At 44.2% G+C, this 20,241-nt stretch carries 18 protein-coding genes; 9 read left to right on the top strand and 9 right to left on the bottom strand.

Going from position 1 to position 20,241, the window contains the following annotated elements; all coding sequences use genetic code 11:
* The first annotated feature begins 221 nt into the window (after positions 1-221).
* A complete protein-coding gene (locus H8S84_RS12095; protein ID WP_187067600.1) occupies positions 222-1,034 on the top strand; it encodes an enoyl-ACP reductase FabI in 813 nt (270 codons plus the stop codon).
* An 85-nt stretch (positions 1,035-1,119) separates the two neighbouring features.
* Here H8S84_RS12095 and H8S84_RS12090 read toward each other — a convergent pair whose 3' ends face one another.
* Entirely contained in the window at positions 1,120-1,527 is a 408-nt protein-coding gene (locus H8S84_RS12090; protein WP_230407160.1) for a cupin domain-containing protein, read from the bottom strand.
* A complete protein-coding gene (locus H8S84_RS12085) occupies positions 1,509-1,706 on the bottom strand; it encodes a Kazal-type serine protease inhibitor domain-containing protein (protein WP_394367998.1) in 198 nt (65 codons plus the stop codon). The genes H8S84_RS12090 and H8S84_RS12085 overlap by 19 nt, the downstream gene beginning before the upstream one ends.
* Positions 1,707-1,952: 246 nt before the next feature.
* Between H8S84_RS12085 and H8S84_RS12080 the strand changes: the two genes are divergently transcribed.
* From H8S84_RS12080 to H8S84_RS12070, 3 genes are all read left to right on the top strand, one after another.
* Positions 1,953-2,357 carry a YtxH domain-containing protein gene (locus H8S84_RS12080; protein ID WP_230407159.1) on the top strand — a complete coding sequence of 135 codons (405 nt, stop codon included), beginning with the start codon at positions 1,953-1,955 and terminating at the stop codon, positions 2,355-2,357.
* Positions 2,358-2,520: 163 nt separating this feature from the next.
* A complete protein-coding gene (locus H8S84_RS12075; protein ID WP_187067597.1) occupies positions 2,521-2,877 on the top strand; it encodes a YtxH domain-containing protein in 357 nt (118 codons plus the stop codon).
* Between the two features lie 267 nt (positions 2,878-3,144).
* A complete protein-coding gene (locus H8S84_RS12070) occupies positions 3,145-3,603 on the top strand; it encodes a YtxH domain-containing protein (RefSeq protein WP_230407158.1) in 459 nt (152 codons plus the stop codon).
* A 72-nt stretch (positions 3,604-3,675) separates the two neighbouring features.
* Here H8S84_RS12070 and lysS read toward each other — a convergent pair whose 3' ends face one another.
* A complete protein-coding gene (gene lysS / locus H8S84_RS12065) occupies positions 3,676-5,223 on the bottom strand; it encodes a lysine--tRNA ligase (RefSeq protein ID WP_187067596.1) in 1,548 nt (515 codons plus the stop codon).
* 271 nt (positions 5,224-5,494) lie between these two features.
* Positions 5,495-6,520 carry a hypothetical protein gene (locus tag H8S84_RS12060; protein ID WP_187067595.1) on the bottom strand — a complete coding sequence of 342 codons (1,026 nt, stop codon included), beginning with the start codon at positions 6,518-6,520 and terminating at the stop codon, positions 5,495-5,497.
* Positions 6,521-6,795: 275 nt separating this feature from the next.
* Here H8S84_RS12060 and H8S84_RS12055 point away from each other — a divergent pair, with 275 nt between their 5' ends.
* The 3 genes from H8S84_RS12055 to H8S84_RS12045 all read left to right on the top strand — a co-directional run bounded on the left by H8S84_RS12055 (position 6,796) and on the right by H8S84_RS12045 (position 12,501).
* On the top strand, positions 6,796-7,980 hold the full coding sequence (locus H8S84_RS12055; RefSeq protein WP_317175440.1) for a trans-sulfuration enzyme family protein: 1,185 nt from the start codon (positions 6,796-6,798) through the stop codon (positions 7,978-7,980).
* Between the two features lie 195 nt (positions 7,981-8,175).
* Entirely contained in the window at positions 8,176-9,171 is a 996-nt protein-coding gene (locus tag H8S84_RS12050) for a T9SS type A sorting domain-containing protein (RefSeq protein WP_187067594.1), read from the top strand.
* A 339-nt stretch (positions 9,172-9,510) separates the two neighbouring features.
* Positions 9,511-12,501, top strand: coding sequence for an endonuclease/exonuclease/phosphatase family protein (locus tag H8S84_RS12045; protein ID WP_187067593.1), 2,991 nt, complete (start codon positions 9,511-9,513; stop codon positions 12,499-12,501).
* 140 nt (positions 12,502-12,641) lie between these two features.
* Here the strand turns inward: H8S84_RS12045 and ggt are convergent, their stop codons facing one another.
* Together ggt and H8S84_RS12035 are read right to left on the bottom strand one after the other, a co-directional pair.
* Positions 12,642-14,393, bottom strand: coding sequence for a gamma-glutamyltransferase (gene ggt, locus H8S84_RS12040; RefSeq protein WP_187067592.1), 1,752 nt, complete (start codon positions 14,391-14,393; stop codon positions 12,642-12,644).
* Between the two features lie 87 nt (positions 14,394-14,480).
* Entirely contained in the window at positions 14,481-16,589 is a 2,109-nt protein-coding gene (locus H8S84_RS12035; protein ID WP_187067591.1) for a carboxy terminal-processing peptidase, read from the bottom strand.
* Positions 16,590-16,851: 262 nt separating this feature from the next.
* Between H8S84_RS12035 and H8S84_RS12030 the strand changes: the two genes are divergently transcribed.
* Together H8S84_RS12030 and H8S84_RS12025 are read left to right on the top strand one after the other, a co-directional pair.
* Complete coding sequence (locus tag H8S84_RS12030) at positions 16,852-17,304, top strand: ferritin-like domain-containing protein (protein ID WP_187067590.1); 453 nt, start codon at positions 16,852-16,854, stop codon at positions 17,302-17,304.
* A gap of 97 nt (positions 17,305-17,401) precedes the next feature.
* Positions 17,402-17,959 (top strand): arylesterase, encoded by a 558-nt coding sequence (locus tag H8S84_RS12025; protein WP_187067589.1) that lies wholly within the window; start codon positions 17,402-17,404, stop codon positions 17,957-17,959.
* Between the two features lie 36 nt (positions 17,960-17,995).
* Here H8S84_RS12025 and H8S84_RS12020 read toward each other — a convergent pair whose 3' ends face one another.
* The 3 genes from H8S84_RS12020 to H8S84_RS12010 all read right to left on the bottom strand — a co-directional run bounded on the left by H8S84_RS12020 (position 17,996) and on the right by H8S84_RS12010 (position 20,118).
* A complete protein-coding gene (locus H8S84_RS12020; RefSeq protein WP_187067588.1) occupies positions 17,996-18,613 on the bottom strand; it encodes a DUF4142 domain-containing protein in 618 nt (205 codons plus the stop codon).
* Between the two features lie 162 nt (positions 18,614-18,775).
* Complete coding sequence (locus H8S84_RS12015; RefSeq protein ID WP_394367996.1) at positions 18,776-19,315, bottom strand: hypothetical protein; 540 nt, start codon at positions 19,313-19,315, stop codon at positions 18,776-18,778.
* 161 nt (positions 19,316-19,476) lie between these two features.
* Complete coding sequence (locus H8S84_RS12010; RefSeq protein WP_187067587.1) at positions 19,477-20,118, bottom strand: fasciclin domain-containing protein; 642 nt, start codon at positions 20,116-20,118, stop codon at positions 19,477-19,479.
* Between the last annotated feature and the right edge of the window lie 123 nt (positions 20,119-20,241).

Here is a 20,241-nt window from a genome sequence, read left to right as displayed (position 1 = left end):
AAATTTTCTTATAACGACAAGAAGAAGAGCCGCAGCTATTGTGATAAGAGTTGAGACAGTGGTAGCAGAGTTCCCCTCCTTAGATAAGGAGGGGCAGGGGTGGTTGGACCATGTGCTGCAACACGTTCACCAGAATGTACTTGCCTCGCATCTTGAGTTATACTGAGTTATTGCTATATTGCCGGCTCAAATCTTTGAAAGTATAAAATAACGATACAGATATGTCTTATAATCTGCTTAAAGGAAAGAAAGGAATTATTTTCGGAGCACTGGACGAAAAATCTATTGCCTGGAAAGTTGCGAAGCGTGCCAAGGAAGAAGGTGCTGAGTTTGTACTGACTAATGCCCCGCTAGCTATGCGTATGGGCGAGATCAATAAACTGGCAGAAGAGTGCGAGGCGCAGATTATACCTGCCGATGCTACTTCTGTTGAAGATCTGGAAAACCTGTTCTCAAAGGCACAAGAAATCTTAGGCGGTAAAATTGACTTCGTGCTGCACTCTATCGGCATGAGTCCTAACATCCGTAAAGGCAAAACGTATGGCGACCTGAACTATGATTGGTTCCTGAAGACGCTGGACATCTCTGCGCTGTCTTTCCACAAGGTAATGCACGTGGCCGAGAAGCAGGATGCTATGAATGAGTGGGGCTCTATTGTTGCCCTTTCTTACATTGCAGCTCAGCGTGTATTCCCTGATTATACTGATATGTCGCAGGCAAAGGCGGTGCTGGAGTCTATTGCACGTAACTATGGCTACCGTTTGGGCCGTAGCAAAAAGATCAGAGTAAACACTATCTCTCAGTCACCAACTAAAACAACAGCTGGTACTGGTGTAGGTGGTTTCGACGCGTTCTACGACTATGCCGATAAGATGTCGCCGCTTGGCAACGCATCTGCAGAGGCATGTGCTGATTATACTATTACCCTTTTCTCAGACCTGACGCGTTACGTAACTATGCAGAACCTGATGCACGATGGCGGCTTCAGCAGCATGGGTATCTCTGAGGATATTGTAGATATGATCTCTAAATAAAATTTTAGCTTCAGATATTGAAGTACAACAAAAAGCCCCGGCTATACTTTAGCTGGGGCTTTTTGTTTATAATTAAATTGCTTAGCTACTCCTCCTCGCGGTGCACTGTGTTAATATCAAAGGCTGGCACACATACCGACCAATACTCTGTTTCTTCGTCGTAAGGATTGGAGTAACGCACACGGCTACCGGCTTTTATCAGAATTGTTTCACCAGCTTTTACCTCTACTTCCTCGCCGTCAATTTCAATTAGCTTCCTTCCTTTTATTACTATGGTTACCTCATCAAACTCTGGACTCTGGTGTGGTTCACCCCAGTGAGGCGGAGCAACCATGTGCGCTACGCTAAAGCCGCCTGTGCGGGTGGAGGCGTGGCCAAAATGTTCCTCTATCAACTTACCGTCGGTGGTAGGCACCTTAAACGGATTCGTTTGCTTAATATATTTCTTATTGCTCATTTCGTTTATTGTATTGGTTATTTTTTCTCTGGGCATTCGCCTTTGGTATAAGAGGTAACGCCAGCACGGTCTGCTTCGCAGCTGTTGCCGTAGGTTTTTCCGTCGCAACCGCACACGGGGTCGTACTGCATCGTGCAAATCTGCTCTGGGTTTATTTTGCTCTCGTCAATACAGGCTGCTCCGTTCTGGCCTGTCTTTGTGCAGGCGTTGCTCATAAGCAATGCTGCAAGCGGTAGTAAGGCAAAGATTTTCTTCATAGTGTTATGTGATTTCTATAACAGGATATTATACGGTAACGTACCGTTTTGTGCCGCCAACTAACCAAGTAGGGCTGCAACCGTATGATACTTGAAGCGCAAAAGTATCTAAATTATCTGAATTAGGCGTTTTCCCTGATAAGTTACTGATGATAAGCTGCGCCGATAAAACTATAACACTATATAAAACAGCGCATGGATAACATGAAGAATAACAACAGCAAAATTTTGATGGCAACACTTGCAGGCATCGGAGCCGGTGTTGCAGCCGGTATTTTGCTTGCGCCCAAAAACGGACAAGGAAACCGCGAAGATTTAATGCGTACGCTAACCAAAGCCGGGGACGATCTGAACACCACTGTTAAAAGCTGGACAGACAACCTGAAAAACAAAATGGCAAAAACCAATAGCCCACAAGACGAGCAGCTTGTAATGTATGGCTCTTGGGAAGATATTAAACGCCAGCTAAGCCAGAACTATGAAGAGCTCACAGAAGAAGACCTACATTACAGTGAAGGCAGAGAGAATGAATTGCTGAGCCGTCTGCAAACCCGACTAAATAAGACCAAAGACGAAGTGCTAAGGCTACTGGCTGACTTTAGAAGCTAGGCAGTGCGTAACTAACGACACTTAAAACCGGCTCTTCGAACATTTTTCGTACTTTTAATTAAAGTATAATAGTATTCTGTTGTATAGATATAACTTAATGCTGTTTACTGTCGTTATTAGTACACAATAAAATGTAAATACAAATTAATAAATTATAACAACTATGAAAGACAATAGCGGAAAAGTGCTTTTGGCCCTTTTAGCAGGTGCTAGTGCAGGTGTAATTGCAGGCTTGCTTATGGCTCCGGATACTGGCGAGGTTACTCGCGGCAGCGTAAAGAAATGGGCTGGTAAACTTAGCAAAGACCTGGAGAAAAACCTGCAGGCTGGCATGGATGAAATTAAGAACATGAGCGGTGGCGCATTTGGTAAGACAGGCGCTGGCAACACAGGTGGAAGCACCTCAGGTAAAACCGGTGACAATACAGGTTCTACTGGCGGTAGCACAACCAGCAGTGGCTCAGGCACATCAGGTGCTGGCAACACAGGCGGCACAGGTTCTACTGGCGGCAACGCTTAATAAAGTATAGATTACGTTTATAGAGGGTGTGTTCTGTGCTTATTGGCACTATAGCTGAGACTGTTGCATATACTGTGATAGTCTGCTGAGGCAGCTATACGATACGCCTGCGAATGCGCCTGCTGTTTTATTTCAGCAGGCGTTTTTGTTTTTTGGGGATCCTATTTTCAAACCTGTGAGAAGGTATCGCGTTATTAAATATTAAATAGATGTATACTAATAGCATACATTTTTAAGTTAACATATAAACAAAATAGAAATACAACTATGAGAACGAAAATGGAAAGCAGATCACTTGGAGAGGAAAGATCAACATATTCAACTAACGCTTCGGTGCGACAGATAAGACAACAAAACGCAGCAAATAAAAAAGAGAAGAGCAAAACATCAGGTGCTGTGGCACTTGGTTTGCTAGCCGGCGCGGCAGCCGGTGCAATTGCAGGAGTACTACTTGCTCCAGACAAAGGTACTATTACCCGCAAAAAGGTAGCTGACTCTGCCACTAAGTTTGGTGATCAGGTAAGCAAAAGCTATTCGGCTACCAAAGACAAGGTTAACTCTTGGACAGGCAAAAAAGAACCATACAAAAACCCTAACCTGAGTAAGAACCAGCCAGGCACAATGGGTAGCACAACCACTGGCACCTCTACTGGTAACAACAGTAATTGGGATGACCAGGAAGTGAACAGAATGATTAACGATGCCCGTAAAACACCGGGTTTGTAAGCTCTGAAGTATAAAAAGAAAGCGCCTGCTACATTGTAGCAGGCGCTTTCTTTTTATACTTAGTGCAGGAGATTAACCTACTTTTTCTTCTTCTTTCTTGTCTTGCTTCTCCGGCTTCATCTGCGGGAAGAACAACACATCCTGAATAGAATGGGAGTTGGTCATGATCATACTTAAACGATCTATGCCGATACCCAGACCAGCTGTTGGTGGCATACCGTACTCTAGGGCTCTCAGGAAGTCTTCGTCAAGTACCATGGCCTCTACGTCGCCGCGCTTGCCAAGCTCTAACTGCTCTTCAAAGCGGGCACGCTGATCAATAGGGTCATTCAGTTCAGAGAAGGCGTTACAAATCTCCTTGCCGTTACAGATAGCCTCAAAACGCTCAACCAATCCTGGCTTACTGCGGTGCTTCTTCGCCAGTGGGCTCATCTCTACAGGATAGTCTGTGATGAAAGTTGGCTGAATCAGGTATGGTTCGCAGGTCTCACCGAAGATCTCGTCGATCAGTTTACCTTTGCCCATCGATGCCTCTACATGGATACCAAGTTTCTGAGCGGTCTGGCGCAGTTCAGCCTCGTCCATTTCTGAAATGTCGATCTTAGTGAAATGCTCAATTGCTTCGAACATGGTATAGCGTTTCCATGGACGGGCAAAGTTGATTACGTTCTCACCAACCTGTACTTCTGTTTTACCGTGCAGGTCAAGAGCTACTTTCTCTACCATTTCCTCTACCAGGTCCATCATCCAGTTATAATCTTTGTAAGCTACGTATAGCTCTACTTGCGTAAATTCTGGGTTATGGAAACGGCTCATACCTTCATTGCGGAAGTCTTTTGCAAACTCGAATACACCGTCAAAACCACCCACGATCAGGCGCTTTAAGTATAGTTCGTTGGCAATACGCAGGTACAGCGTCATGTCCAGGGTATTGTGGTGCGTTTTAAACGGACGCGCCGCCGCACCACCGTACAAAGGCTGCAAAATTGGCGTTTCTACCTCCAGGTATCCTTTATTGCCCAAATACTGGCGCATTGAGTTTACAAGCTGCGTACGCTTTTTGAAAGTCTCACGCACGTTCGGGTTCACGATCAGGTCTACGTAACGCTGGCGATAACGGAGTTCAGGATCATTGAAGGCATCATACACGTGCTCCACGCCGTTCTCGTCTACCTCACGCTTCACAATTGGAAGCGGCTTTAGCGACTTGGCAAGTACAACAAGCTCAGTAACATGCACCGAAATCTCACCCACCTGCGTTACGAAAGCATAGCCTTTGATACCGATAAAGTCACCGATGTCGAGCATTTTCTTGAACACGGTGTTGTACATGTCCTTGTTCTCTCCAGGAGCAATATCATCTCGCGAAACATAGATCTGGATACGGCCAGTGCTATCCATCAGCTCCGCAAAAGAGGCTTTGCCCATAATACGACGGCTCATCAGGCGGCCCGCCAATGTTACGTTCTGGTAGTTATTTCCTTCCTTATCGAAATTTTCCTTTATCTCTTTGGCAGTAGCCGTAACTTCAAATGTTTCAGAGGGATATGGGTTAATACCCATTTTCTCCAGCTCTTCACGCTCATGGCGTCTGCGTAATTCCTGTTCGCTCAGTTGCATGCGATCTTATACTATAATTGACGTCTAAAAATCAAGCTGCAAAATTGCTAAATATTTGGCAGCTTTTAAAGACTTAATTGTTATTGTTGATTGCTATTCGTTGGATGGTGTAGTAAGTATAACACAGGAATTAAAGAGCTGTTAGAGTAGATTGAGAACTATCCTTACGGCGGCGGCGGCTATGAAGCTTGTACTGGTTATTCTTTAGCATAAAAAAGCTCCTGCAAGTATAAACCTACAGGAGCTTAAAGTATAAATAAGGAAAACTCTGTTATGCTGCCTGACCAAGTTGATACTCTTCGTCGCCGAAAAGTGGCTTGATATGCTTTTGCAGCCTTGCAGCAACAAAAGAATGCTGCAAGTATGTAGGCAGTTCTTTTATAAATGCCTCATACTGTTGTACGCCCATAGCCTGCGCCACATAGCTTTCGTGTATGCCATTTAGGTAGCTAACAATCTCTAGCAGCGACTCATGGAACAACTTAAAGTCAATATCGGCCAGCACAAAACGCTCAATCTCACGGTGAGAGGAGGATATGCGCAGCCGTGACAGCAAATCGAAAAGTGTAGTATAGCCTACGCGCCAGGTAAGTTGCTGCCAATGCTGCGGCCCAAACTTCTGCAATACCTCCCCGCTTTTGCTGCGGATGGCAGTGGCAGCATTTGCCTGTACCTGTTGTCTTACACTCTTTGCCTTCTGGCGGCGCGTGGTACGCAGAAACTGACCGATCTGTGCCTGAGCTTCCAGCTCTTTGCCTGCTATCTGTAAGCCAGGCTTATAGTGCGACAACGGCAAGCGATGTATGTTAAAGTCATCGTAGTGACCAGAGGCATAGAAGCCAATCGCTTTTGGATAAGCATTTTTTACCACCAATCTGCCAGCCTCTCGAAGTATAAGCGCCTCATTACTGGATTTAACGCCACGCGTGTGCAAGAATGCCTGCAAACCTGAGAATACAGTGTAATAAGCCTGCGGGAATGTCCAGTGGAGGGCATTGCGCATATAAGCTTCGTCGCCAAGAGCGGCAGTAGTGCGCATAGCATATTCAGTGCTCCAGGAGTTAAGCAGATAACGCTTTACTGTTTCAAGGTCTTGCTCAGTTAGCGCCTCCTGCGACTCTCTCAGAAAAGCCAGCTGCTCTATACCACTCGTTTCGCCGTGCTGAATATGGTAACTTATCGCAAAAATGTAGTTCAGAAACACCTGTGCAGGAATAGACTTTTGCCATTCCTTGTCCTGCTCTGCCGGTTCGGATTGGGTAAGCTGAAATACGTTGTTTTCTTCTTTCTCTTTCATGTCTAAATAACAAAAATCAGGCTTTTGTAGTTGCAGAATCAATAGAAAAATGCACGTATTTATAATTTGTAAATAATTGATTTACAGTGCTTTGTGATGTGATTTAAAAATTATTTATATTTAATACTTTAGTGTTTGTAAAGCTTTGAAAGTGAGCTTGTTGAGGTGCGTTTTTCTTATATGTTAAATGCGTATAAAAGTAACTTTAACAGATAAAGTAGATAAGTATAAATCTGTTGCTTTACCTGGCAAAACAACAGGTGTGAAATAAGAGTATGAAAGCAGGAACTGAAGTAGAAACGATGGAGCTATCATACATACTAAACGAGTTAGGAGAAGATCGGGAGCTATACTTTAATGCAGTTGCCCCGCCTATTTTACAAACCAGTAATTTTGCTGCCCGCTCTGTGGCAGATCTTAGGCACATGCTACAGCACGAGCCTGAGGCGCACCTGTATACCCGGGGCAATAATCCCACTGTAACCATACTGGAGAAAAAGATAGCAGCCCTTGAGGGGGCCGAGCATGCCATTGCTTTTGGTAGTGGCATTGCAGCAGTATCGGCGGCAGTGTTGTCTCAGGTAAACACAGGCGACCATGTTGTTTGTGTAAAAAAGCCTTACACCTGGACTAATACCCTAATGAAGCGGTTTCTGCCCAGGTTTGGCGTAGAGGTAACCATGGTGGATGGCACCGACCCGGAAAACTACCGAAACGCTATCAAGCTAAATACACGCCTGCTATACCTGGAAAGCCCTAACTCTTACACATTTGAGTTACAAGACATAGCGGCAGTAGTGGCCATTGCCAAAGAGCACAACTGCAAAACTATCATCGACAACAGCTTCGCTAGCCCTGTAAACCAAAACCCCATAGCCTTTGGGGTAGATTTAGTGGTGCATTCCTGTACTAAGTATATCGGTGGCCACTCCGATACAATGGGCGGCATTGTCTGTGGCTCACGTGAAACTATAAACAGGATATTTGAACGGGAGTACATGACGCTTGGAGCCATACTTTCGCCCCACGATGCCTGGTTGTTAATTAGAGGTTTGCGAACCTTACCAGTGAGAATGGAGCGTATTGCAGCCTCTACCAGCAAAGTTGTTGATTTTCTTGTGAAACATCCGAAGGTAGAGAAAGTACATTTCCCATTACTGTCGTCGCATCCACAGTACAATTTAGCGCAAAAACAATTGCGCAATAACACAGGACAGTTCTCTGTTTTACTGAAAACGGAAAACATTAAAAAAGTAGAAGCCTTCTGCGATCGGCTACAGCATTTCCTGATGGCAGCCTCCTGGGGTGGGCATGAATCTTTGATTTACCCCATCGCTGCTTCTTATACTGATCATGGTTTGAAACCTACGCTGCCTTTTAACCTGGTGCGTTTTTATATTGGGCTGGAAGATCCGGAGTATTTGATTAGGGATATAGAGCAAGCGCTGGAAGAAATTTAATGACTTTTGTATAGCTAAAGGTGCCATTTAATTAAGATAGACAAAAGCAGCAAAAAATTAATATATAGATTACATTAAATATTAAAAATCGGATTAGATTTGTAACACGATGTTAAGTGCTGATTATCTAAGCTGTTAGCTTTAGCATATCATCTGTCAGAGTATAAAAATCAACCAAATCTAATCTAAACTTTTATGATTAAACATTTACAAAAAACTGCTGCTCTTGCGCTGTTAGGTTTTGCTTTATTGGCAGGAAACGAAGCAAGTGCGCAGATTAATTTAACCAGCCTAACATATACTCAGAACTTTGATGGAATGGGGACTACTACACCAACCACCTTTCCAAATGGCTGGACAGCAGTTCGATATGCTGGTACCGGTGAACTAGGAGCTGTTCTTACGCCTGTTATAACTGATGGTTCAGCAAACTCAGGTGCAATATATAATGTAGGAACAACTGATGCTACAGACAGAGCATTTGGAAGTATAAGCTCAAATTCTACAAGTGTTAGGTTTGGAGCGGGTTTCACTAATGGAACAACAAGTACAATTGGAACGGTGCAGTTTGCCGCTACTATGGAGCAGTGGAGATCGGGTTCTAGTGCAACAGCAGATGAAATTTCGGCCTTCGAATATAGTTTTAATGCTACAGGAATAAACGATGCTAATGCAACCTGGACTGCATTGACGTCAATGGACTTAGTTGAGAAACTTAAGACCGTAACTGACAACACTGCAGTTAATGGAAATGATGCTGCTAACAAGACAAGTATATCTGGTACCATTTCAGGAATTACCTTAGCTCCTGGTTCAAATTTATGGATCAGATGGAGTGACCCAAATGATGGAGGTAGTGATGGACTATATGCTATTGATGATTTCACGTTGACTTTAACTGCTGCAACTACCACAGGCATCGCTGACGCTACTAAAGGTATGTTCAGCATTTATCCTAACCCAATGCAGAGCCAGAATGTAAGACTTTCTCTTCCTGGCCACATCGGCTCTCAGAAAGTTAGCCTTACTGTTTGGTCTGTAGAAGGCAAAGAGCTTTTCAAGGCAACTGGTTCTCAGGCACAGGTGCAGGAGTCGCTTAACAGCAAAATGGCTTCATTATCTAAAGGTATGTTCTTTGTGAATGTAACTGCTGGTAAAGAAGTATATCAGACTAAACTTCTGAAGAACTAACTATACTTAGTATAAATCCGGGAAGCCTGTCACTTCTAAGTGGCAGGCTTTTTTATTTTGAGGTATTTTAGTCGCAGTAGCGCTCACTTACATATAATCAAAATCTATAGCAGGTTTGGTAACAATAGATATATAAGTAGTTGTGATATTAAAAGATACTTTCTCAATTTATCTCGGTTTTATTGTAAATACCGAATACATAATGTTTTAGTAATCTCTTTTTAAGATTATATCATTAATATTGTATCAATTACAGTGCGGTTTTCTTAGTAATGCTTTGTACTTATTATTAACCCCACCGCTTTAGTAACAGAAAGTCAATCCTTTTTTATAGGTATCATGATAAAACCTTTACAGAAACTTACCTACTTTTTATTCATTGCTGTTTTTTTAAGTATAAGCCATTTTGGGCACGGGCAAAGCAACCCCGCTGCACAAACGCTGCCTTATACTACTGATTTCAGCAGTATGCAAAACACTACTATTTTACCAGCAGGAATAGCCGTGTGGCTAACAGCATACAGCAATTCAAAAGGAGCAGCTGAAACCTCTGTGCCATCTGCAAATGCGCCAATTGTGGCAACAGCCGAGAAACAATTAAGCGGATCAAGTGCCTACAATTATACATTAGGCAGTAATAATCGGCTTTACGTGCAGCTCACAAGTAATACAACAAACGGGTCCAATCAAATTGCAACGGCTGTTAATACCACAGGCAAAACCGGTATCAGGGTGTCCTACGACATTGAGTTGATCAGTAATCAGTCTCGCTCAGTAGGGGTAACGCTGCAATACAGAGTTGGCCAATCAGATAGCTGGACTACCGTTGCCGGTTCCGACTACAGTAGCGAAGGTGTTGCAACAGAGGAAGCAATCCGTTCTTTTGAAGTGACGCTTCCTGCTGAGGCTGAAAATAAATCCCTTGTGCAACTGCGCTGGATCACGTATGAAATTCTGGTTACCGGAGTAACAGGATCCAGAGACGGTATTGCGCTGGATAACCTGGTAGTTACAGATGCTGTAGCTACTCCAAACCCACTTACAACAAGTGTCGCCTCCTTAAACTTTGGCTCGATAGCAGCTGGTGAACAAAGCAATGTGTTGTCTTACACGCTTACGTCTAACAATCTATCAGGAAACGTTACCGTTACAGCGGCAAGTCCGTTCATGATCTCAGATATTGAAACCAGTGGTTTTATACAAAGCAAGACATTTTCTGGGGCTGAGCTGGCAAGCGGCAAAGTGCTGTATGTTAAAGTAAACACAGGCGCGGCAGGATTCTACGCAGGTTCCATTGTACACGCAGCGCCTAACATTGCCAATGTAAATGTTACGGTATCGGCAGATATTTATAGTGCGTATGTGCAGAGCTTTAATAATTGCACGGATGGAGCAAACCTGGTTGGCGGCTGGTCACATTATAGCGTAACCGGAGACCAAACCTGGGCCTGCACAACATTCGGTAAAGATGGCAACGGTGTACAAATAAGCGGCTATACAAGCTCCAGCAATGCAAACGAAGATTGGCTGATCTCTCCTAACATGGACTTCAGTGCGTTTAACATTCCGTTGCTGTCTGTAAACCACAGGACAAAATATTCCGGTAACGACCTTGTTGTAAAAGTGTCGACAAACTACAGTGGTACAGGTAATCCTGCTGCGGCAACTTGGGCAAACCTTGCAACCTTAACTGCAGACAATTCTGATGAATGGAAATTGCTTGAAAATTTAAGTCTTGCTGCCTACAAATCAGCGAACACCTACGTTGCTTTAGTTTATACTTCCACAACTTCTGCCTCGGCCCGTTGGACACTCGATAACTTTGCTGTACAGAACGTGGAGAGCTTTATTAGTACCAATCTTGCGACCTTGAGATTTGCCGAAACAGCAGTAGGAAGTGTGTCTGCTGCACAGCAGTTTACGTTCCAGGGTGGCGGCTTCACTGAAAATCTAATCGTTGCTGCCCCAACAAATTTTGAACTTTCAAAGGATGGTACAGCATTCACAACAGCCTTAACGTACACGCCTGCAGAGGCTGCTGCTAATAACACAGTCTATGTACGATTTAAGCCACTTACTGCTGTTGCGATGAACGAAGGTGCAGTAAGCTTTACCAGTGGCACCAGTCCGTCTATTACACGTGGCATACTTAAAGGTTCTTCTATTCTTAAATCAAAAACGCTTGATGTAGTTACCTGGAACATTGAGTGGTTTGGATCAACGAGTAACGGGCCATCGAATGAGGTGCTTCAGTACGAAAACGCTAAGCAAGTAATTTTAAACTTAAACGCTGATGTTATCGGTGTGCAAGAGATAGTGGACGAAAACAAATTACGCGCACTTGCAACAGAAATTGGGTATGGCTACGAAAGTATGACCATGTCATGGCAGGGAAGTTCGGAGCAGAAAGTTGCATTTTTGTACAAACCAGAAGTTGTTACAGTTAAGAAGGAGAAGGTGCTGCTCTCTAAACTGTATGAGGATATCAGAGCTGGTAGAACAACGCTAACTGGTTATCCTGTTAGTAGCTCCCTGTTCTGGGCGAGCGGTCGCCTACCTTATATGGTACAGTTTGAGGCAAACATTGATGGCGTAAAACAGCTGTATAACATTGTGAATTTCCATGCGAAAGCAAACACTACTAACCCAACTGAAGATTACAACAGGCGCGTATACGATGCACAGGTACTTAAAGACTCTTTGAATGCACAATATGCAAACGCTAACTTGATTATACTTGGCGATTATAATGATGATGTGGATGTGTCAGTGGTAGGTACAAATCAGCCGTCATCGTTCAATATGTTTGTTTCAGACAACAATTACAAAACCCTTACATACGATTTAAGTGTAGCCGGTGCATTTACGTACGAGTCGGGATCGCTGAAAAGCTTCTTGGACCATATGATCGTCTCTAATACTTTGGAGGATGAGTATATCGCAAATTCCATTATGATTGAATCGCAGTTGCTGGAAAGTATAGCAGATTTCAGATCTACCACTTCGGATCATTTGCCGGTTTCAGCACGTTTCTACATAAGCACCGACAACACTACCGGCATTGCCGATGCCACCAAAGGACAGTTCAAAGTATACCCTAACCCAACCAGCAGCTATGTGAACCTGGTGTTGCCAGAGAAAGCGACAAAGGGCAATATTAACCTGAGTGTTTGGTCTGTAGACGGCAGAAGAGTGTTCGAGACAACTGCTAACTTGCACTCAGCAAACCAGGACCTGAACAGAAAAATAAGTAACCTGGCTAAAGGAGTTTATGTGATTAAGATCAATGCTGGAAACGAAGTATACCAGACAAGACTAATGAAACAGTAAAATTTATTTACTGTATAAACAGAAGAGCCTGCAGGATTATACCCGGCAGGCTCTTCTGTTTTTTATAAGTATAAATCTCAAAGTATAGGCAAGGCGTTTTATTCTGAGCTTATACTTCGGAGCAGCCAAATTATACTTTGTTAGTATCCGGCTGCCTTATCATCACCGCGTGGATCCGCACCGCCTTCGAGTTTACCGTTTGGCAGCACAAGTATGGCGTCTACGCGGCCATAGGTGCCACGTTCCTGTAGTTTATAGCCTCTGTTCTGTAGTATAGCCCTTACCTCAGGTGTTATCGCTTTTGGCTCGTGCTGTATTTCATCAGGTAACCACTGGTGATGGAAGCGCGGCGCGGCCACGGCCTGCTGCATTGTCATGTTGTGCTCTATCACGTTTAGTATTGCTTGGTAAACTGATGTAATAATGGTAGAACCGCCTGGTGTACCCACAACCATAAAGAGCTTGCCGTCTTTTTCAACTATGGTGGGAGTCATGGAGCTGAGCATGCGCTTGCCCGGTGCAATCGCGTTTGCTTTGCCACCCACCAGGCCATACATATTCGGAGAGCCAGGCTTTACACTAAAATCATCCATCTCGTTATTAAGCAAAAAGCCGGCACCCTCTACCACCACTTTAGAGCCGTAGCTGCCGTTTAGTGTGGTGGTTACAGAGACTGCATTACCCGCAGCATCTACTATACTTAAATGGGTTGTTTGCTCCGATTCATAAACTGGCAGTGAACCCTCTTTTATTTCGTTAGAGGCAGTTGCACGGGCAAGGTCAACAGATTTCATTCTGTCTTTCAAATAGTCTTCATCCAGCAGTTGTTCAACAGGCACCTTCACAAAATCTGGGTCGCCGAGGTAAGCGGCACGATCTGCATAGGCGCGGCGTTCTGCTTCTACCATTAGCTGTATCGTTTCAGGGCTCTGCCAGCCATACTTGCTAAGGTTATAAGGCTCTACCATAGTTAGCAGTTGTAGCAAAGCTACACCTCCGCTGGAGGGCGGCCCCATCGAGATAACTTTATAGTCTTTATACTTGCCTGTGATGGGTTGACGCCATGCTGCAGTATAGTTCTCCAGGTCCTGATGGCTGATAATGCCGTTGCCGCGCTGCATTTCCTTTACGATAAGGTCTGCGGTTTCGCCTTTGTAAAACCCGTCGCGGCCATTGTCACGGATACGCTCCAGCGTGCGGGCAAGGTCTTTATGCTTTAACTTGTCACCAGCTTTCCAGTTATTTTCATTTGTTAGGTAAGGGAGGTGTTTGTTATACTTGATAAAGCGCTCCCTGTTGCTGTTAAGGCCTGCGGCTTCTTTTTCAGTCAGTACCACACCGTTGCGGGCAAGCTCTATGGATGGTTGTACCAGTTCAGCCCATGGCAGCGAGCCAAACTTCTGGTGCGTCTCAAACATGCCGGCCACGCTGCCAGGCACTCCAGAGGCAAGGTGCCCTGATAGGCTCAGGTCTTCGATCACATTACCCTGTGCATCCTGGTACATTTTTTCAGTAGCAGCGGCAGGAGCCATTTCGCGGTAATCCAGGGTGCCTATACTTCCGTCTGCCTGCCGGTAAACCAGAAAGCCGCCTCCGCCAATATTGCCAGCTGCCGGAAAGGCTACTGCCAGTGCAAATTGCGTTGCGATGGCTGCATCAAAGGCGTTGCCTCCCTTTCTTAGTATTTCTACCCCAATGCGTGTGGCATCCGGGTGGGCCGACACTACCATGGCTTTATCAGCGGTGTAGCCACGCTGGCTAGTCTCTTTAAGTTGTGTCGTTCTGGTGCAGCTACTGAAAAGCGCAGGCAGTACAGCTATCAAAAGCAGCCATGCTTTTAGTACAGAGGCAGCTGCAGTATACTTTGCACAGTGGGTAATTCTTTTTGACATAGTATAAGATGAGGTTTAGAGAGGTAATATAAAAAAAGCGCCCGCTATGTTCAATATAGCGGGCGCTTTAAGTAGGAGTGTCTTATATTATTTAAGATCGTTCTGGATAATGGCTACAGCTTCTTCGATGTAAATATCTTTACGAAGGCTCTTCAGGAATTCCTTGTTACGGGCTACCTGCGCTGTGTCGTTTGCGATAAGCTTCAGATCCTGTGGCAAACGGCTTACATTTAACACCGGTACCTCTTTCTGCGCTTCTTCGTAACGTTTTGCTTCTGCTTCAGCCTTTTTCTCTTCTGCTAGATATTTCTCGAACTGCAATGAACGCACTGTGTTCTCTGACTGCTTTTTAAGGCGCTCACCACTCTCTTTTATCAGAGCGAATGATTTGTTTTGAGCAATTCTGTTCTTGCTGCTCGCCTGTACTTTCGAGATATTCAATTTGTTGTTCATCCAGGTTTTATAGCTAGCAGGAGTGATCTCATCAAAAGGAAGCGGGTAATCCTGCTCTTTCTCACCAAACTCCATGTAACTGTAAGCATCCGGAAGTATAACATCAGGGGTTACGCCACGCAACTGCGTTGTACCGCCGTTAATTCTATAGAACTTCTGAGTAGTCAGTTTTAATGCACCGAATGGCTTGTAGGCATTAAACTGTGCCGGCAGCGCTTCGTCTAGCTCAAAAAACTGCTGTACTGTACCTTTACCGTAAGTAGGGCTACCCACAATTACTGCACGCTTATAATCCTGCATGGCCGCTGCCAGAATCTCTGAGGCAGATGCACTGTTTGCATTTACAAGTATGGTGAGCGGGCCATCGTACTGTACTTTAGGGTCGCGGTCGTCTAAAACAATCGCTTTGCCTGATGCTGTCTTCACCTGAACAACCGGGCCTTTATCAATAAATAAACCGGCCATTTCTACAGCGTCGCCCAATGAGCCACCACCATTGTTTCGCAGGTCAAGTATTAAGCCTTTCATGCCGGCAGCTTTCAGTTTTTCAACCTCTGCCTTCACATCAGCGCCGCTGTTGCGGCCACCGTTGCGCTCAAAGTCAGCATAAAAACCAGGTAGTTTAATATAACCGATTTTCTCTTTGCCATCTATCAACGCAGACTGTGCATAAGTTTCTTCAAATACAATCACATCGCGGATGATAGGAACAACTTTGATCGTTCCATCAGGCTTTTTAACTGTTAAGCGTACTTCTGTGCCTTTTTTACCACGAATTAGCTGGATAGCATCATCGATGCGCATACCCATTACAATAACAGGTTCATCTTTGCCCTGTGCTACTTTCTGGATTACATCGCCTGGCTTCAGGTCTCCTTGCAGGTATGATGGGCTGCCTGGCACAATCTCGTTTACTTTGATATTGCCATCTACCTCAAGCAGCGATGCACCTATACCTTCCAGTCTTCCTGTAAAGTTAATGTCGAAATCAGACTTGGCCTTCGGAGGGAAGTACCCAGTGTGTGGATCGTACACATTGGCAACTGCATTAATAAAAGTGGCACGACGGTCTTCTTTATTAATCTTATTCAGGCGGTCGTACAGATCTTTGTAGTTCTTGGTAAGCTTTTCACGAGCCTCTTTCTCCATCTGCTCAAAAGTCTTTTTCTCAACTTTTTCGCCTTTGGCAAGTGCCTGCTCCTGGTCTTTCTGCATATCAGCCAAGCGTACCAAAGTCTGATACTTCAGCTGCTTGCGCCACTCTTCTTTCAGAGCTGCTCTATCTTTGGCGTAAGAAAGCTTCTTGCTCTCCAACTCAATGGCTTCGTCTGTGCCGAAGTCGAATGGCTTTGCAAGAATCTCTTTGTAATATCCTTCCGTTTCTTTAACACGCTGCTCTATAAGTGCGGCAGACATATCAAAGAACTCATAAGAGCCTTCGCGCAACTGATCGTCGATGGCGGTTTCATACTTGCGCAGCTGGGCTACATCAGAAGCTAGTAAAAACTTCTTATTGTAGTCTAACCTGTCTAAGTATAAGCCAAACGCCTTTTTAGAAAAAGAATCATCTATTTTCTCTGGGCGGTAGTGGCCCTGGTTCAGGCCCTGCAACAGTGCCTTAATCAGGATTTCGTTTTTGCCCTCAGGAACATCTGAAGTTCTATAAAGAATAAACGAACCTGTCAGTAACACAACTGCAAGTACCGAAACAATAATTTTTATTCTGGTTGTCAATGATAGCATCTAATTAAGTTAGTTGAACCCGGTTTAGTTTGTGCAAAAGTAATGCCGCACTCATGTTTGGCTTTATAAATTTTGCAGATATTAGAACGTAATGTAGTATTTATACAACTTAAATCATAAAACTGGCCACTGCTTTATACAGTCTTAGGTATTATCCAGATTAAGGCCTTATTTATCTATACGATACGATTGTTATATACAGTTATTATAACTATCCGCTGGTTTTTTTCGTTTCCGATTATAGAAACAAAAATTGAAAGCTATGAATAACAATCAAAAAGCAGTAGATGTTTTGCAGGAACTTAATCAATTTGTTAACGACAGAATTGAAGGCTATAAGCATGCCGCTAAACTCACAAAGGATCCTGCACATCAGTCTTATTATAACGATCTGGTTAACCAGAGTACAAAGTTCTCTAACGAGATAAACAGCACAATCAGCAGCCTGGGTGGTTCTACAGAAACTGGCACTACAGCTAAAGGTAAAATTTACCGTGGCTGGATGGATGTAAAAAATACAGTTACAGGCAGTGATGAAGAAGCGGTAATAGAATCTAACATATATGGCGAGGAATGGGCCCAGAAAGCTTATAATGATGCCTTGGATCATAAAGGCGAGTTACCACCAAACGTAGTACAGATGGTAGAGAAGCAGAAAAATGCCTCTATGGCTACTTGTGAGCGTCTGCGCCAGATGAAGCATGCTGCTGATTAAGTAGATGATATATGCTAGAAAGGGTTGCCCGGCCAGGGCAACCCTTTTTTTTTAAAATTGAAGTATACTTTGCAGCGCTCTCTAAAACTATAGCAATATGAAAAACATACTTTTTCTAGGAGACAGTTTAACAGCTGGATATGGGTTGCCTGCGGCACAAGCTTACCCAAGCCTTATACAGAGTAAGCTCAGCGAAGAAGGATATACCCGTTACAAGGTACTTAATGCCGGGCTAAGTGGCGATACCTCTTCAGGAGGCCTTTATAGGGTAGATAGATGGCTCTCGCAGCCAATAGATATTTTTGTGTTGGCTTTAGGAGCCAACGATGGACTGAGAGGTATACCTACCCGCGAAACATCTCAGAACCTGCAACAGATAATTGATAAAGTAAAATTGCATCACCCGGAAGCTAAAATCATACTTTCCGGGATGGAGATACCTGATATTGTGCCGGGGCGATACGCTGCTGAGTTCAGAAAACTGTTTAGAGAATTAGCCCTTAAGAACAACATTGCTTTTATTCCTTTTCTGCTGGAAGGAGTAGTGGGTATGCGGCACCTGAACTTACCCGATGGGGTACATCCCAATGCAGAGGGACATAAATTGTTAGCTAAGCACACATGGGATGTGCTTAAGGAAATGCTGGAAATATAAAAGCGAGACAAGTTGAACTGTCCCGCTTTTATACTTTTAGTTATTTATATCTTCAACGATTTGTTCAGAGATGCCGCCTTCCCGATTCTTAAGCTCCAGGTCATAGGCCGCAGCTTGTTCTAAATGTGCTCTGAGTTCTTTGGTTGTGTTGCGTAACCACAATGTATATGCTGTTCCGGATGCTTCGTCTACATCGTTCAGGGCTTTATCAAAGTCCTCCACTGCGTCTCGCTGCGCATCTTTTATTGTATCCCAAAGCTCCTCATCATACTTATAGTTTTTAGCTTCCACTTCCGCAATATCATCTATATGCTTTGTTTGACTATCCTCCATCTGCTGTGGTAGCGTTACACCATATGTCTGTGCCATTTCCTGAAGCTCGCTTTGCTTTGTATTTGCCCAATTCATCAGGTCCTGGCCATATGCTTTGGCGTTTTGCGTTTCACTTTTCTCAAGTGCCAGCCTGGCAAGTTCTTTTTGCAGCATAATGTAGCGCGCCACTGTCATCATATGCTCCTGGTGCTCTTCTGTTAGCATAGAGTCCGATGCGACTTCAGCTGTGTTTCCGCCAACTTCTTCCTTGTTTCCGGAATCACATGCACTAAAACTAAGGCTTAGGAAGAGACAAACAGCAGCTATCAAATATTTTTTCATAGTTCGGTATTTAAGATAAGGTTTATACCTGTTGCATACGAAACAACAGAAAATTGTTTGCCTTAGCGTTACAAGCGGTGCGTTGGAGAAGTGTTCTAAAATAAAAAGGACCTGCCTTAAAGTATAAGACAGGTCCTTTCTGTATGTTTAAGCAATTAAAGCTTAGTAGTAAATATGCTCACCTCTGTGCTTCTGGAAGTGCGTTTCAAAATAACGCGCATCCTCAGAAGAATGAGGTTTGAATCCAAGTACAATGTTACCTTCTTTAATGCCGGTCTCATATACTTTAGCGCGCTCTTCAGGTATACCTGCACCCACCAAGGCTCCAATCAGGCCACCTGTTAAACCACCAGCACCAGCGCCGGCCAAACCAGCCGCCAACGGGCCAGCTATTACTAATCCAAGTCCAGGTATGGCTACTGATGTACCGATAGCAGCAACGGCACCAACAATGGCGCCTAACGTACCACCGATCGCTGAACCAGCTCCTGTACCTTCCAGTGATTTGTTACCAAGCTCAGTATCACCGCGTTCATCGTCATCATCGCCGAAATGACGTTCGCGGGCTTTATCTGTCATTACAACGTTTATATCGTCTTTATCATATCCACGTGCGCGTAGTTCGTTGTAAGCGCGTTCTGCGCTCTCTCTGTCACGGAACATGGCAGTCATCATGCCTGAATTATCTCTTTTGTCCATCATAGCTTTTATTTAGTTTTATCAATTTGTGTATCATAGCAGCCAAAAACACTTTTTAGCTGTTGGTTTATAATAACGGTGTCATCACCTTTTAGTTACGCTCGCTTTACCGGTGCTGCAATAAGACAGTTAGTTTAAAGGGTTGATTCTGGTAAGCTAGGCAATTATTTCTGAGGTGGTGCAAGTACTCTGTCTATCACATGTACCACACCGTTAGATGCGTTTACATCAGCTGTAACTACAGTGGCATCGCCCACAGTTAAAATCTGACCTTTTCTGCGGGCAATCACCTCCTCTCCCTGGGCCGTCTTCATAGGCATGTTGTCGCGCATTTCTGCTGTTGTTATCTTATTGGGGAGGATGTGAGACTGCAGAAGGCGCCTAAGTTCTATCTTGTCGTCTGTCTTTTTCAGAGCTTCTACGGTTCCCGCTGGCAAAGCTGCGAATGCCTGGTTGGTAGGAGCAAAAACAGTATAGGGCGCGGGGCTTTCCAGTACTACCACCATATTTGCTGCTCTGATCAATTCCAGGAATGTAGACAGATTTGGGTTTTGCTGTATGAGCGCCACAATGCTTGACTCGCTGCCAATAGGGTTGTTAGCAGAAACATTAACGTCTGCCTTTTCTTCGGCTTCCATTTCAGTGTCTGCTTCCATAGCCTCCTTTGGCGGAGCATCTTCAGTCCGGATAGCTGTTTCTGTTTCAGTGCCCATGGCTGTGTCTGTGGTGCTGTCGGAACTGGCACAGCCAACTATGTTAAAAGCTCCGAAGCCAAGTATAAGGAGGATGTACGTTCTCTTTTTCATAGTATAGTTTTTGTGTGATACATAACCTGTTTCTGTTTCTACGGTAAAATGATGGAATACGAAGCATATAGAATAAAAAAAGCTCTCCGGCATAAGGGAGAGCTTTTTTGTTAAATGCTATAT

This window comes from Pontibacter cellulosilyticus, assembly GCF_014306105.1.
GTDB lineage: Bacteria > Bacteroidota > Bacteroidia > Cytophagales > Hymenobacteraceae > Pontibacter > Pontibacter cellulosilyticus.
Note: the sequence above shows the minus strand (reverse complement) of the source record. Positions and strands in the feature narration are given on the sequence as shown.